The 13,341-nt window shown below is 54.6% G+C and carries 17 protein-coding genes; 3 read left to right on the top strand and 14 right to left on the bottom strand.

Annotated elements, in window-relative coordinates; genetic code table 11:
* The first annotated feature begins 31 nt into the window (after positions 1–31).
* Positions 32–826 (top strand): hypothetical protein, encoded by a 795-nt coding sequence (locus tag FBF27_01270; GenBank protein ID QJU09049.1) that lies wholly within the window; start codon positions 32–34, stop codon positions 824–826.
* Here FBF27_01270 and recO read toward each other — a convergent pair.
* The 8 genes from recO to FBF27_01230 all read right to left on the bottom strand — a co-directional run bounded on the left by recO (position 804) and on the right by FBF27_01230 (position 6,211).
* Positions 804–1,481: a DNA repair protein RecO gene (gene recO, locus FBF27_01265; protein ID QJU09048.1), complete on the bottom strand. Its 678-nt coding sequence runs from the start codon at positions 1,479–1,481 to the stop codon at positions 804–806. The genes FBF27_01270 and recO overlap by 23 nt on opposite strands.
* A complete protein-coding gene (locus FBF27_01260; GenBank protein ID QJU09047.1) occupies positions 1,478–1,846 on the bottom strand; it encodes a response regulator in 369 nt (122 codons plus the stop codon). Before FBF27_01260 ends, recO begins: the two co-directional genes overlap by 4 nt.
* A complete protein-coding gene (locus FBF27_01255; protein QJU09046.1) occupies positions 1,843–2,556 on the bottom strand; it encodes a HAMP domain-containing histidine kinase in 714 nt (237 codons plus the stop codon). Before FBF27_01255 ends, FBF27_01260 begins: the two co-directional genes overlap by 4 nt.
* Positions 2,557–2,640: 84 nt before the next feature.
* Positions 2,641–3,309 (bottom strand): hypothetical protein, encoded by a 669-nt coding sequence (locus FBF27_01250; GenBank protein QJU09045.1) that lies wholly within the window; start codon positions 3,307–3,309, stop codon positions 2,641–2,643.
* Positions 3,310–3,324: 15 nt separating this feature from the next.
* Positions 3,325–3,849 (bottom strand): hypothetical protein, encoded by a 525-nt coding sequence (locus FBF27_01245; GenBank protein ID QJU09044.1) that lies wholly within the window; start codon positions 3,847–3,849, stop codon positions 3,325–3,327.
* A complete protein-coding gene (locus FBF27_01240) occupies positions 3,846–4,055 on the bottom strand; it encodes a hypothetical protein (GenBank protein QJU09043.1) in 210 nt (69 codons plus the stop codon). The genes FBF27_01245 and FBF27_01240 overlap by 4 nt, the downstream gene beginning before the upstream one ends.
* The gene (gene xseA / locus FBF27_01235; protein ID QJU09042.1) at positions 4,042–5,151 is read right to left on the bottom strand and encodes an exodeoxyribonuclease VII large subunit; all 1,110 of its coding nucleotides are present in this window, start codon (positions 5,149–5,151) and stop codon (positions 4,042–4,044) included. Before xseA ends, FBF27_01240 begins: the two co-directional genes overlap by 14 nt.
* A complete protein-coding gene (locus tag FBF27_01230) occupies positions 5,114–6,211 on the bottom strand; it encodes a flippase-like domain-containing protein (protein ID QJU09041.1) in 1,098 nt (365 codons plus the stop codon). Before FBF27_01230 ends, xseA begins: the two co-directional genes overlap by 38 nt.
* On the opposite strand from FBF27_01230, the gene FBF27_01225 reads away from it, so the two are divergent.
* The gene (locus tag FBF27_01225) at positions 6,144–7,577 is read left to right on the top strand and encodes a hypothetical protein (GenBank protein ID QJU09040.1); all 1,434 of its coding nucleotides are present in this window, start codon (positions 6,144–6,146) and stop codon (positions 7,575–7,577) included. The genes FBF27_01230 and FBF27_01225 overlap by 68 nt on opposite strands.
* Here the strand turns inward: FBF27_01225 and FBF27_01220 are convergent.
* On the bottom strand, positions 7,543–8,238 hold the full coding sequence (locus FBF27_01220; GenBank protein ID QJU09039.1) for a hypothetical protein: 696 nt from the start codon (positions 8,236–8,238) through the stop codon (positions 7,543–7,545). The two genes, FBF27_01225 and FBF27_01220, sit on opposite strands and share 35 nt — an antisense overlap.
* A 107-nt stretch (positions 8,239–8,345) precedes the next feature.
* Here FBF27_01220 and FBF27_01215 point away from each other — a divergent pair, with 107 nt between their 5' ends.
* Positions 8,346–8,618, top strand: a complete 273-nt coding sequence (locus FBF27_01215; GenBank protein ID QJU09038.1) for a 50S ribosomal protein L27 — start codon at positions 8,346–8,348, stop codon at positions 8,616–8,618.
* A 116-nt stretch (positions 8,619–8,734) separates the two neighbouring features.
* Here the strand turns inward: FBF27_01215 and FBF27_01210 are convergent, their stop codons facing one another.
* From FBF27_01210 to ftsE, 5 genes are all read right to left on the bottom strand, one after another.
* Positions 8,735–9,115, bottom strand: coding sequence for a response regulator (locus FBF27_01210; protein ID QJU09037.1), 381 nt, complete (start codon positions 9,113–9,115; stop codon positions 8,735–8,737).
* Positions 9,116–9,138: 23 nt separating this feature from the next.
* Positions 9,139–10,317 carry a S41 family peptidase gene (locus FBF27_01205; GenBank protein ID QJU09036.1) on the bottom strand — a complete coding sequence of 393 codons (1,179 nt, stop codon included), beginning with the start codon at positions 10,315–10,317 and terminating at the stop codon, positions 9,139–9,141.
* Between the two features lie 59 nt (positions 10,318–10,376).
* Positions 10,377–11,510 (bottom strand): CHAP domain-containing protein, encoded by a 1,134-nt coding sequence (locus FBF27_01200; protein QJU09035.1) that lies wholly within the window; start codon positions 11,508–11,510, stop codon positions 10,377–10,379.
* 82 nt (positions 11,511–11,592) lie between these two features.
* The gene (locus FBF27_01195) at positions 11,593–12,594 is read right to left on the bottom strand and encodes an FtsX-like permease family protein (GenBank protein ID QJU09034.1); all 1,002 of its coding nucleotides are present in this window, start codon (positions 12,592–12,594) and stop codon (positions 11,593–11,595) included.
* Positions 12,591–13,274, bottom strand: coding sequence for a cell division ATP-binding protein FtsE (ftsE, locus tag FBF27_01190; protein QJU09033.1), 684 nt, complete (start codon positions 13,272–13,274; stop codon positions 12,591–12,593). Before ftsE ends, FBF27_01195 begins: the two co-directional genes overlap by 4 nt.
* Between the last annotated feature and the right edge of the window lie 67 nt (positions 13,275–13,341).

Raw genomic sequence — 13,341 nt, 5'->3', positions numbered from 1 at the left:
TATTATTGATGCACAACAGTATCCGAGACAGATGAAACATTTATTGGCTCAATGGCCACTATTGTTTAAATGCAGTATATTTAATGACAACCCGATGCCGTATCTCCAGAACCTCACTGGCGCGCTAATTGATCCAGCGACACCTTATGAACAAACTCGTCTTGTTTCAGGTCTACTCCTCGAAGAACAACTGCACAATACCCCCGAGCCACAATACAACCCACCGACCACTTATATCGACCATGTAAAGAATATCAACACAGAGTATATTCTCGCCGCTACAGAGGCGCTGTGCTCTATCCAAAATTTATTCAATGAAACCAATCCCAAATGTAACTCTGAGCTCACCGACGATGCGCGCCGTGAATTATTTCACAAAATCCAGCAGCAAATTGCTAATTTTTGGGAGCAATTTCCCCGTCAAGATACGAGCCAGCCGACAATAACCAGCACCATCCTCGACATGCACACACATGTCGTGACGCATGATTTAGCACTTTTTTCAAATGAACCGAGCGATCCAGAGGAAAATATCAAGGCAAAAATTAGCGCCATAAAAGGGCTCCAGATAGTTGAACGTGACATTGAATATATCATGAAGCAATCGCAGCAAAACGGGGTTTCTGGAAGGCTATGTTCGTTCCATAATCATGTGAGATATTTCTACTACCTCTATGCTAAGGAAATCGGTTTTGACCCAGAAGCAGGCCGGTTGATCCAGCCAGATACCGAACTTGGAAAGACAGCCGTCGCCACTGTCGTTGCCTCACCGCAATCACCACGGCCACCTAAATTCCTCGTGACTACACCGCCGCATGCTGCCTAGTCACCAGCCAGCAACTAGCGATGACCGGGCCGAGACCGCCGATGTGGGTGAGATTTTCCAGCGGCTTGGCTTGGATGAGGCGCAGCAGCTTGATGTGATCGGCCGTTAGATCACCCTGCTCGCTTGGCCTTAGGGCTTTTTCGCTTGGATCGTACATGTATGATTTATCGCTCGTGAGCGTCCGCCCGGCCACGTCAGTGCGTAGATTCAGCTCGTCACCCAGCAGCCCGGCGTACTGCATATAAAACCACGTCTCGACCAGCAGCCGATCAACCGCCGGCCGATCAAGCCACGCCAACACCTGGCTAAGCACCGCGAACCACTCCGGCCCATCAACGGTCTCGGTCGCCTGCGCCACCAGCTTGAGCGCTTGGTAGGCGAACTGCATCCGCTCATAATCCTCGAGGATATGCCGATAAAACGCACTGAGCCTGGCACTGGTCAGCAGCCCCAGCTCGCCGCGGCCCGAACGAATCACTACATCGCACAGCGCCAGGAGTTCAATGCCGCCAGCCAGCTTGCTCCGCTCGCGGCGCACCCCCTTGGCGATCACCGCCCGCCGCCCCTGGGGCGTTAGTAGCTGCAATACTCGATCAGCTTCCGCATAATCCGTCCGCCGTAGCACAATCGCCTTCAGCCGCTCGCCATCTTTCATTCGACCTCCTCGCCTAGCACGCTGAGCGCGGCTCGCACGTCGTCGGGCGTCATTCGCGCCTTATCGAGCACCGCCCGCACGCCAAATGGCCGCAGCTGATTAGGGTCAAGCACTACATTACTACATACCACCACCGGCAGCCGCGCCAGATCCTCATGACTTTGCAGCTCATTCAGTAGCGCCATCCCCGTCTCACCCGCCAGCAGCATATCAAGCACCAAGCCATCCGGCTGCCACTCATCAATCATCGCCATCGCCTGCCCGGCCGCTACCACTGTTCGGGCTGTATAGCCCGCCTCCAGCGCATACCGCTCCAGCACCGCCGCCCACTGCGGGTCATCCTCGATGATCAGGAGTTTTTTCATAATAAGCTCATCTGCTCGCTGAGCGGCACATCAACATAAAACGTCAGTCCGTCTCGGTGGCGTATCAGCCCGATCTGCCCGCCCATCGCCCGCGCGAACGTTGCAGCGATATACACTCCGAGACCACTGCTATCCGGCCGGGTTCTGACTGATTTGTGCATAGTCATCTCATCCACCAGCCGCCGATACTCAGCCAGGCTCATCATCGGCCCAAAATCCCGTACGCCCAGCCGCACCATCGTCCCTGCCTGGCGAACAGTCACGCGAATTGCGGCCCCAGCCTCGCTGTAGCGCATCGCATTATCGAGAAAATTCATCATGATCCGCCCAAGCAGCAATGGATTAGCCACCACCAGCCGCTTTTTGCCCGTACGCGGCCACGTCACCCGCCGGTCATACAGCCGCAGCATGTCGCGCGACTGGTGCGCCAATTGGGCGAGTAGCGCTAATGGATTAACCGGCTCCAGTGGAAACAGCATTGGCCGCACATTCACGGTACGCGCCAAATCCTGTACCAAAGCCAGCGAGCGCTCCGCCGTCAACGTCAGCCGCCGCTGCATCTGCTGTGCCTCGGCTGAACTGAGCTGACCATCCTCAATCAATAAACTCATCTGCCGAATCAACGCCAGCGGCGCCTTCAGCTCATGCGCTGCCACCGCTATGCTCGGCATTGCGGCAAACTCCTTATCACTCCACTGTGGCTGCGCCATATACCTCTAGTATAGCAAACCGAGGCGCCAAAAAGAACTGCTGCCGCCCCGTGTCATTTCACGCGCCAGCCACGGCCGAGAAAATTACTGTACAAATTTCACTGTCTTAAGGATGGCCTCAAAATCTGGCTTGAACGTATCAGCATCGGTTGAAAAACGCAGCGTCTTGTCGCGCACCTTCATCAGCACCACCGAGCCGCGCAGATCCTTACTAAATGCACCGTCAATGCGCGTGGCGGTGTTACCGTTGTATTCGACGCTACTCGAGGTCAAATCACCCTTTTTCAGCAAGCTGGCGTACTGATCTAGTGTCTTATTAAAGTCACTGTTAAGGATCTCGAGGCGCAGTGCAAACTTGTTTTGGTTGCTACTATGCGTATTCGTCGGTGGCACGATAGCCGGGTGGAGATACGCTTTATAATCACCGCGATCGCTGCCGTCAGCCGCTACGTAAACACTCCAGGTCTTTGGGTACATAAACGACACGCGGCCGTACTGCTCGGGGCCGACAAATTCAATGCGCGGGTTTTTGGCCTCTTCATTAAATTTCTCGCGGTCAGCCTTTGATTGCTCTTCGCGCGCCTTGGCCGAAGCTACCGCCATCCGACTCTCGACCGCAGTTTTTTCCTGTGAATATGCCAGGTACGCCCAGATTGCCGCGCTACCAGCCGCCACGAACAGCACGATCGCGCTAATCGCCACAATCATCCAGCTATTGACATATCCCTGTTCCATCTCTGTTTTTCTACTCATATGCATCAGTATAGCTTATGCTTCGGGCGATGTAAAGCCTCCCGGCAGCTGATAGAGAAAATAGCCGTGGTATTCTTTTGTCGGTTGCGTGCCGGGGACAGAAAATCCGTAGCTCACGAAAGTCAGCGGCTCGGTCTGGGCGGCCGCTTGACGCTCGGCCAGCTGAAACATCTTTGCGATATCGCGACCATCGCCAAAGGCATACATCACCGTCACCTTGTCGAGCACCGGCTGCCGCCAGATATTCGCCCAGTGTACTTGGGCGCCCGGTAGTTTGCGCAGCCGCCAGCGCGATATTAGCACCAGGAATGGATTAATCTCATAGCCAATCGCCCGCGCACCCTGCTGGGCTGCCGCCATCAGCACCACACCGTCGCCCGATCCGATATCAAGCACCACGTCACCTTTACCGAGCGGCAGCGCCTCAGCAAACAGCCGCTGCACTTCGCGCGACCGTGACGGCACATACGGCGCACCAATCAGTGCTGGCAGTGCAAAGATCATCAGAATCGCGCCACCAAGCCACAGCAGCCATATCACGCGCCAAAATCCTCGCTGAGCACTGTAATATCGTGCTGCATATCGTCAAGTACCACCGTAATGTCTTTCGCCAGCTGCCGCGCCTCGATGAACCGCTGCTTGGCCTCATCCAGATTAAATTCCTCGCCCTGAAACCACGCGATGCGTTCGTTCAACTCTGCCATCATCTGCTCAATTGTTTTCTCATTCGTTTTATCGTTTTCCACTACTCTCAATCCTCGCTTTCATAATCATATCTTTTGTTGTAATCTTCACAATACTACCAATCTGACGGTGGCCGCTGATCATCGCATAACCGCGCCGCAGCGCCATCTCTGGATCGTACTCAGCGATCATCCGTTGTTGCGACAATACCATATTTTTAGCAATCTCGACGCGGCGCAACCACTGTTCGAGCACCGCTTGTTGCGACATTGTTGCACGTAAACGACGCTCCGCAATCTGCTGCTGAATTACCTCTGCCACGCCGCCCAGCCGCATCGCTAACTGTCGCTTCAGGTCGTGTTTATCCAGAAATAATAGCTGCGCAGCATTGCTCGGCGTGGCCGCCCGTCGATCAGCCGCCAGATCGCACAAACTCTCGTCAACCTCGTGCCCGATACCAGTCAGCACCGGCACGCGGCTACCAGCCACCGCTCGCGCCAAGCATTCATCATTGAAGCTCGCCAGGTCCTCCGCGCTACCACCGCCGCGAATCAGCACAATCACCTCTGGCGGCTCCGCCAGCTGGTTGCAGTGGGCAATCGCCCGCACCGCCTGATCAGCTGCGCCGTCGCCCTGGACCTTCACGTTAGCGACGATAAACTGCACCCCGCCCCAGCGCTCACCAGCAATTTTCATGAAATCTGCGTAGCCGGCCGCCTGGGTGCTAGAAATAACCGCCACACGAGCAGGATATGGTGGCAAGGGGCGCTTGCGTTCCGCATCAAACAGACCTTCGGCCGCTAATTTCGCCCTGAGTAACTCAGCGCTGCGCTTGAGGTGACCCGCACCCAGTGGCTTGACCTCCTGTACCGTTAGGCTAAACTTACCCTTGGCAGTTAACTTAGCTGAGGCTCGCACCACCACGCGCATTCCCTCCTCGATTGGTGCCCTGAGCTGCCAGGCCATCATGAAACAATTGACCGCACTCTCACTGTCCTTGAGGGTAAAAAAGACAAATTTTTGCTGACGCACCGCGAACTCAGCGACCTCACCTTCAACCTCGATGGCTGGAACGGCCGTCTCCAGCACCTGATTGACGACTGCTACAAAGTCGCTAACGCTAAACCGCGGTGTTATCGTCGTCATCTGGCCGCCCATATTTGATCAGCGCGTGCTGGTAGAACATATACCCAAAGACAATTGTCCCCGTTAGTAAAATCACCCGCGTCAGTACAATCCCAGCGATAGCCACGTCCGGTGCCACACCGGTCATGCTCAAGAAAACGATCATAATTGCTTCGTACACGCCCGCACCGCCCGGCGTAAAGGCCACCAAGCTCGCCAGCCCCGCCACGCCGTAGCCGATAATCAGCACCGCCGGATTGACCGACACGCCCAGCGCCCAAAACGCCACGATGAACATCAACACATCAAAGACGGCATAAATTGCCCCCCAGACCAGCGGCTTGATGAGTAGGCGCCGGTGCTCTGACAGCTCCACGAAATCATCATGCATCTCAGCAAAAAATGCTTCGATTTTTGTCGAAACCAGCAGCCGCTTGATCTTGCCCAGCGTCGCCCACCGCACCACCGCGTTGATCAGCCGCGACACCCGCACCGCCGTGTTGTGCATACGCCTTCGTGACGAGAACATAAAAATCAGCCCAAATGTTAGCGCCAGCACCACCAGCACGAGGAGGAAACTTGACGTCACGATGTAGCGATTTACCTGCCCGTCAATTGACAAGATTAACACCGCCACAATCAGCAGCACCATCAACGACAAAAAGCCCGTCACGTAGCGGATCACCTGGGCAAACGTTGAGCGTGCCGAGCTGACGCCGAGCTTGTGCATCCGCCACGTTGTGTAGGAAATACCGCTGACACCGCCCGACGGAAAAATGTGATTGACCAGATTCAGCTCCAGTGCAATCCGTGTCTGCTCAAACCGCGAGATATGCCCGATCAGTTTTTTGTCGCGAAGATAGGCAAAGATCATCTCGCCGCCCGCAAAATAGACGATAATTTGAAACGGTAGCAGCAACATCAATAGCCAGATATTCGCCCGGCCAAGCAGCTCCCACGCTCGTACCAATTCCGCGCGCGACAGGAAAACGATCAGTACCAGCACCGCCAGCGTCACGACACTCATGATCGTCCGCGGTGATCTCAACGCCTCTAAAAACTGCCGTATCCCTTTCGACACCATATCGCCCATTATATCACGCGGTTTTTGCTATAATCAAACCATGTATATCGCCCTGCTTGGCCGCCAGCCAGAGATCTCGCTCGCCGAACTTGCGGCGGTCTTTGGCGCGGACTACGTCAACCGTATCAGCCAGCAATTTGCCAAAGTTCAAACATCTCAATTTGACATTACTACATTGGGCGGCACTATCAAATGTGCCAAAGTGATCACCGAGCTACCAGCCAGCCGCACCGACAAGGCCTCGCTCCTCGCCGCTTCGCGCTTCATCACCCAGCATTATCAAGCCAAGTGGGCGCACTCGCCACATAAAATCACCCTCGGTCTCAGCGCTTATAACCTAGCCATTACCGCCCGCGATGTCCAGAAAACCGGCCTCATCCTCAAATCATCCCTCAAAAAATCTGACACCAGCCTCCGCCTCATCCCCAACGATCAGTCCGCCCTCTCTACCGCCACCGCGCATAACAATAAGCTCGGCAGTTCGCCGCACAAGGTCGAGCTGTTGCTCGTCAAAACGACCGACCGCCGCCTGATCATCGCCGAAAGCCGCGGCGTCCAGAATATCACCGCCTATACCCGCCGCGACCGCCATCGTCCCAAACGCGACGCCTTCGTTGGCATGCTGCCACCCAAATTAGCGCAGATTATGCTGAATTTAGCGCTAGGTGCCGGGTCGCTGGCTCATCACAGATCGTGCAGCAATTCTGCGGCGGGAGCGGCTTCCAGCCTCTCTGATAAGTCGATGGTTCTGCGGACGACGTTGCCGGATGCATTCAACTTGGAGGAGACGGCTGGAAGCCGACCTGTTGTAACAATCCTCGACCCGTTCTGCGGCACCGGCACCGTCCTGCAAGAAGCGCTGCTTGCTGGCTACGATGTCGTCGGCACCGACCTCAGCCAGAGAATGGTTGATTACACCGCCGAGAACCTGTCATGGCTACAATCGACGTTCACCGCGCCCAGCCGACCAATTAGCCGTGTCATTGACATTCACCAAGCCGACGCCACCACCCACCGCTGGTCAAACAGCGAGAAACTCACTGCCGTCGTCTGCGAGACCTACCTTGGCCAGCCCTTTTCCGCACCGCCCGCACCCCAAAAATTAGCAGAGGTTGTCGGCAACTGTAATCACATTATCACCGGCTTCCTCACTAATATCCGTCCGCAGCTAGCTCCAAACACGCCGTTATGCATCGCCGTGCCAGCGTGGTACGACGCATCCGACCAGGCCACTCATGTGCCGCTGATAAAGCACCTCCGACAGCTCGGTTATCACCACCTCAACCGTCGTACACCACTCATCTACCGCCGCCCTGACCAGGTCGTCGCCCGCGAGCTACTTATCTTGCTGGCTGTCCAAGCACCGGACGATTGAGCCGTAACGCCGGATCATAGTCTGCGAGCTGTCCCAAACGACCCACCAACTCCTTTTCCAAAAGATCAAGCTGCGCTTGACGCGCCTCTGCTGCTTGCTCGGCCACAGAAGGAGTGATCGCCTCCGGATGATACTGCTGACACATTGCTAGTAAATCCCTAGCGCCCAGACCAATCCGCCGCTGATTCAACGCCATGACCAAAAACGCCAAGGTCGGCCGCGCCTGGTTCGCCATTTCCGTCGTCATCTGTTGATCTTTACTGGCAAACATCTCTCGCCCAATCTGGCTCAATAGTCCATCCACCATATTCGCTCCAGCTGACGCATACCGCCCCTCACCCATAGCGTAGTGCGCCAGCGGCTCGGAAAGCGCCACCTCAACCTTTGCTGTTTCACCGCTCTCGTACCGCAGTATCGCTGCAATCGTCTCTTCTGGTGTCGTCTGACCATTGACACCGCGCTCAGCAACCTCTGCCGCCGCCGTCTGTACCGCGTGCAATGCTTGGAGTGCCTCTCCGTCACGAGGCTTCTCTTGAGATTCGTACACAGCACCACCGAATACCACTGCGCCAACAGTACCCAAGCCACCCAGTAGTACCGTTCTTCTATTTACCAACTCGCCCAACCCAGGTTTTCTTTCCGTCATATTCTGCTCGTTCATAGCCCCTAGTTATATAACACCCGCCCAATCAAGTAAAGCCCCTTGACTTTTTATCAGCCGTCACTTATACTGGTACGGATTAGGTTTAGAAAATTTAAGGAGTTTCAATGTCAAAAGTCAAAGCTGGTGGCTCAAGTAAAAACATCCACAACAACCCTGGCCAACGCCTCGGCGTCAAGCGTTTCGGCGGCCAAAAAGTCAACGCCGGTGAGGTACTCGTCCGCCAAACGGGCGCCACGAAAGTCGCTGGTGCAGGTGCATACATGAGCCGCAACTACACCATCCACGCTGCTAAGTCCGGTGTCGTCACCTTTAAGCGAGTCAAGAAAACCAAATTCACCGGCAAAACCGAGCGACGAACCCAGGTTTGCGTCGGCTAGTCAGCACTATTCTCTATTCTATGACGCCGCTATCCCGGCATCCAGATTACACCCATCTATTTAGCTGTTTATTCGGCTACACTAGCAGTATTTGAGCGGCTAATTTCTCCGAGCAACTACGACACACCCAAATGATGCTTTACTCGCGTTACCACGTCGCCAATCACCACCTGTGACTTGACGAGATATTCATCTACGCCCAGCGCCTCCGCCCGCTCTCGGTCTTTCTGCTGGCTGAGCGCCGTCAGCATGATCACCCGCACGTTGGTTGTTTCTGGTGTATTGCGCAGGATATCGAGCACGTCAAAGCCGCTAAATTTCGGCATCATGGCATCCAGTACGATCAAGTCCGGCCGAAACGCCACCGTTGCCGACAGTGCGTCCTCGCCATTATGCACCTCACGAATCTCAAAGCCCTCCAGCTCGAGCCGCGACCGATAGACTGCCGCCAGTGCCGTATCGTCTTCAACTAATAGTATTTTTTTTCTGTGTTGCATGTCCCTTACCCTCCCTTTTTAAGCTAGACACTCTTTGCTTTCTCTAACTGTGGGTCACGCCCATTATCCGCCGCCCCGGTCGTCATCTCGACCTTGACATCCGGCTCGATACCCGACTTATCAATATTCTTGCCATGCGGCGTATACCAGCGCGCCTCGGTCACTTTTAGAACCGAGCCGTCCGCCAGATCAATCGGCCGCTGCACACTGCCCTTACCATAGGTTTTTTCACCAACCAGCGTCGCCTTGCCGTAATCCTTGAGCGCCCCCGCCACGATCTCGCTGGCGCTGGCACTACCACCGTTAATCAACACAACCGTCTTGATATCACCGAGAAGCGGCTGGCCAGTCGATTTCTCCGTCGAGACAACCTGCTCGCCGCGCCGCTGCGTCATCACCACCTGATGATCAAGCCACAGCCCTGCTAGCGCCTGTGCGGCCGCCACGGTACCACCAGGATTTCCCCTGAGGTCGAGGATAACTTTCTTGACACCTGCCGAGCGAAACTCCTCGGCGGCTTGGCGCGCTTGCTTGCCGGTGTCATCATTAAAGCGACTGACTGTCAAAATACCGATCTCACCATCAATCTTCCACTCGGCAGCCGGCGCGACGACTTTCTCGCGCGTCACTGTCACGTCTTTACGTTCGCCACCACGCGACAATACCAACTTGACCGTCGTGCCAACATCGCCACGAATGCGCTGCACCACTTGATCAACCGGCATATCAGTCACCACCGTGTCATTAACCTTGACGATGACATCACCGGCTTTGATGCCCGCCTTTTCGGCTGGGCTATTTTTGAGCGGTCGGATAATCGTCGGCACGTTATGTTTCTTAGCAATTTCCGCCCCGATACCGCCACCAATATTACCCGACAAGCTCTTTTCAAACTCCTTGGCTTCATCCGGATCCATGTACGCCGTGTGCGGATCGCCCGTCGCCGCCACCATACCGCGCGCCGCCCCACGCGTAAGTGCTTGCTCATCCAACTTACCGTCATAATGAGCCTTTAACTCACGGTACACGCGCTGCACCGTTGATACATCCAGCGACCCCGTCGCCGTCCTGAGGCCAAACAGCGACCCGACCTGCGCCATAATCAGATCTGACCGCGTTCCGGCCACAAAACTCACAATCGCGATCAGCAGCCCGCCCAAAAACAAGTGAGCTCGCGTTCCTACCCTCCGTTGCTCTGTCATATATCTATTGTACACAAAAACCCCCGCTGATGCGAGGGTTTTATTGACTCATCGTGCTATTAAAAATACACGTAGGTTAGGCCCGAGGCTAAACGCGTATACTTTCGGTACAGACCGTCCCACGCCAAGTTATAGTCGCTGACCGTAATTGTGCCGTCACCATTAACCGACTCGACGTACATCACGTGTCCATAATAGCCAACATTCATAACCGCTGCTGCGCCAGCCTTTGGTGTCGAACCGCTCTGGATGCCGTATCGCGCCGCTGTTGATGGCCACTGATTAGCGTTACCAGCCCCACCAAAATGCGGCACAAACCGACCGGTACTGTGGATCTTCCACGCCACATAGCTCACACACTCACGTGTATATAAGCCCCATGGATCGACGTAAGCATCCAGTGGTGCGTTTGCCCAGACGCCTGGATAGCCGCCACCACCCGGGATACCACCCGGAATTGACACCCCGCCAAGCGCTCGCCGGTTAGCCGCCGCCTGCTCTTCGCGTAGTTTCGCTGCTTGGTTATTGCGTTGCGTTGCGAGAGCTGCATAGGCATTCTGGTCGTTCTTGGTGTCATTAACCAGCTTGGCCTGCTCTGCCTGCTTGGACGCTAGTTGTGTCTGCTGAGCCTTCTGGTCTTTGAGCACATTCTCAACTGACTTTTTATTCTCTTCTAATTTAGCCTGCAGCGCCTTTATTTCCTTGATCTTATCGTTCAGTGATGATCGCAAGCTACTGCGTTGCTCCTGCTTATCAACATAATCACCGATCGACTTGGAGCTAGCCAGCATCTCAAGCGGCGAAATCTGATCATCGAGGTAAATATCTGACAAGATTTTGCCCATGACCTTGCGGTTCTTTTCAATCGCTAGCTTATTCTTAGCAATTTCCGCAACCAACGTGTCGTGCTTTTGCTGACTCTTGGCAATTTCCGCCCGAATTGAATCGATCTGCGCGTTAATGCGCCCCAGCTCCTCCTCCAACGTCGCCGCCATCGTCCCGAGACGATTGGCCTCGTTCTGCGCCTGTTGCGCCTGTTGGTTGAGAGCGTTAATTTCCGCTTCATAGTCACGCGCGAATACGTGTGGGCCGAGCTGGAACACGCCAGCGCCCAAAACAACAGCACTAACCGCCACGAGAGCTGCCCGTGTGGCTCGTGATGTCGAAACTGGTGTGGTGGACCGTATCTTCATTGCTTTTTATTTTAGCACAAGCGACATATGGACGTCAAGCGCCCTGGCTCAGTAAATATTCAGGGGTCAGCGACAAAATAACTTATAATTTTAAGTATTTGCGCGTCGCGATCAATGACGAGATAATGCCAATCACCGCACCGATCATAATCATCGCTAGCACCACCAGTCCGGCATACGTGGTGCCAATATTCATCAAATTATCCATCGGCAGCCGCACCGCCAGCTTGTCATGCGCCGAAAACAACAACAGATACCCAACCCCTGAAGCCACCAGTGCCGCGATAAATCCATACATAACCGCCTCAACGATAAACGGCCCACGAATAAATCCGCGATCGGCACCGATCAGCTTCATCATCTGGATCTCATCTTTACGATTAAAAATCGCCATCCTGATGGTGTTAAACACCACCAGCGACGAAATCACTACAAACACCACCGTAGCGATCGAGCCAGCGATACTGGCAAACCGCACCCAGTCACCGATGGCATTGATCGCATCGCGCCGATCGCCGATGAACGACGGCTCCTTGGTCGGGTCTTTATGCTTTTTGTACAGTTCATCATGCTTGGTAAACTCAATCAGTGGTCGCTGGTCGTTCAAATCCTTGAGTGAGGCCCGCAGCGACGCCGGCATTTCATTGCTTGATTCTTTGATCGCCTCAAGAAACGCCGGGTCATTCTTGTGCTGCTCAATCTGTTCTTGCCGCGCCTGCTCTGCTGAAATATACGTTACCTTTTCGACATTGTGGAGCTTACTCAGGCGCGATATCAACTCATCAATCACCTTTTGCTCGGTTGAGCCTTTGAGGAAAATTGACATATCCGCCTTGCGTGAAATTGTATCGACCGAGTCAACCAGTACTTGGCGGGCGGCTATAGTGAGGGCGATGATCAGCAGCGTCACCGCCATCACCGCAGTCGCTGCAATCGTCAACCAGGTGTTACGGCTAAAATTATTGATACCATACCGGCACATTCGCCAGAACGTCAGCACCCGACGGCGACGCTGCCGCGTGCGCTTAAGGACTTTGGGATCGACGCGCGCCTTGGCGGCGGCTTTACGTGAAATATCGGTCATTGTTTGTAACTCCCCTTGGCTTGATCAGAGGTGATTTTACCATGATCAATGGTGATCACCCGACGCTTGAGCTTATTGACAATATCAACATTATGCGTGGTCAGCAGCACCGTGGTGCCGTATTTGTTAATTTTTTCCAGCAAGCGCACAATATCCCAGCTGTGCTTGGGGTCGAGGTTACCAGTCGGCTCGTCCGCGATCAAAATCTTTGGCTGGCGCACCACTGCCCGGGCAATTGCCACCCGCTGGCGCTCACCACCAGATAGCTGATGCGGGAAGTTCTTTTCCTTGCCTTTCAGTCCCACCAGTTCAATGACTTTTGGCACCGTTGACTTAATCTCGCGGTTGGTCATCCCAGCAATCTCCAGCGCAAAAGCCACATTTTCAAACACCGTCCGATTCGGCAGCAGCTTGAAATCCTGAAACACCACACCGATTTTGCGCCTGAGCAGCGGGATATGCTTGTCTTTGAGCGTATCATAATCAATCCCGCCGACAACAATCTTGCCACCAGTCGGCTTTTCCTCGCGGGTCAGCAGCTTGAGCAACGTCGACTTCCCCGCGCCCGATGTCCCGACCAGAATCACAAACTCGCCAGGCTTGACATGAACACTCACCCGGTTCAAGGCCGGCTTGTTGTCCTTGCCATATGTTTTGGTAACCCTATCTAACAAAATCATTGCCATTAGTATAGCAGATTTTTTAGGATGATGCGAATTAGCGCGACGAACCATGCTACACTAGACA

The organism is Candidatus Saccharibacteria bacterium oral taxon 488 (assembly GCA_013100805.1).
Classification (GTDB): Bacteria; Patescibacteriota; Saccharimonadia; order Saccharimonadales; family Saccharimonadaceae; genus Nanosynbacter.
This window is presented reverse-complemented; position numbering and strand designations above follow the sequence as displayed.

Bases quoted from the DNA above. Each gene is read 5' to 3' on its own strand.
- FBF27_01270 (QJU09049.1), top strand. From the start codon at position 32: ATGAAACATTTATTGGCTCAATGGCCACTATTGTTTAAATGCAGTATA.
- recO (QJU09048.1), bottom strand. From the start codon at position 1,481: ATGAAAGATGGCGAGCGGCTGAAGGCGATTGTGCTACGGCGGACGGAT.
- FBF27_01260 (QJU09047.1), bottom strand. From the start codon at position 1,846: ATGAAAAAACTCCTGATCATCGAGGATGACCCGCAGTGGGCGGCGGTG.
- FBF27_01255 (QJU09046.1), bottom strand. From the start codon at position 2,556: ATGGCGCAGCCACAGTGGAGTGATAAGGAGTTTGCCGCAATGCCGAGC.
- FBF27_01250 (QJU09045.1), bottom strand. From the start codon at position 3,309: ATGAGTAGAAAAACAGAGATGGAACAGGGATATGTCAATAGCTGGATG.
- xseA (QJU09042.1), bottom strand. From the start codon at position 5,151: ATGGGCGGCCAGATGACGACGATAACACCGCGGTTTAGCGTTAGCGAC.
- FBF27_01225 (QJU09040.1), top strand. From the start codon at position 6,144: ATGATCGTCCGCGGTGATCTCAACGCCTCTAAAAACTGCCGTATCCCT.
- FBF27_01230 (QJU09041.1), bottom strand. From the start codon at position 6,211: ATGGGCGATATGGTGTCGAAAGGGATACGGCAGTTTTTAGAGGCGTTG.
- FBF27_01220 (QJU09039.1), bottom strand. From the start codon at position 8,238: ATGAACGAGCAGAATATGACGGAAAGAAAACCTGGGTTGGGCGAGTTG.
- FBF27_01215 (QJU09038.1), top strand. From the start codon at position 8,346: ATGTCAAAAGTCAAAGCTGGTGGCTCAAGTAAAAACATCCACAACAAC.
- FBF27_01210 (QJU09037.1), bottom strand. From the start codon at position 9,115: ATGCAACACAGAAAAAAAATACTATTAGTTGAAGACGATACGGCACTG.
- FBF27_01205 (QJU09036.1), bottom strand. From the start codon at position 10,317: ATGACAGAGCAACGGAGGGTAGGAACGCGAGCTCACTTGTTTTTGGGC.
- FBF27_01200 (QJU09035.1), bottom strand. From the start codon at position 11,510: ATGAAGATACGGTCCACCACACCAGTTTCGACATCACGAGCCACACGG.
- FBF27_01195 (QJU09034.1), bottom strand. From the start codon at position 12,594: ATGACCGATATTTCACGTAAAGCCGCCGCCAAGGCGCGCGTCGATCCC.
- ftsE (QJU09033.1), bottom strand. From the start codon at position 13,274: ATGATTTTGTTAGATAGGGTTACCAAAACATATGGCAAGGACAACAAG.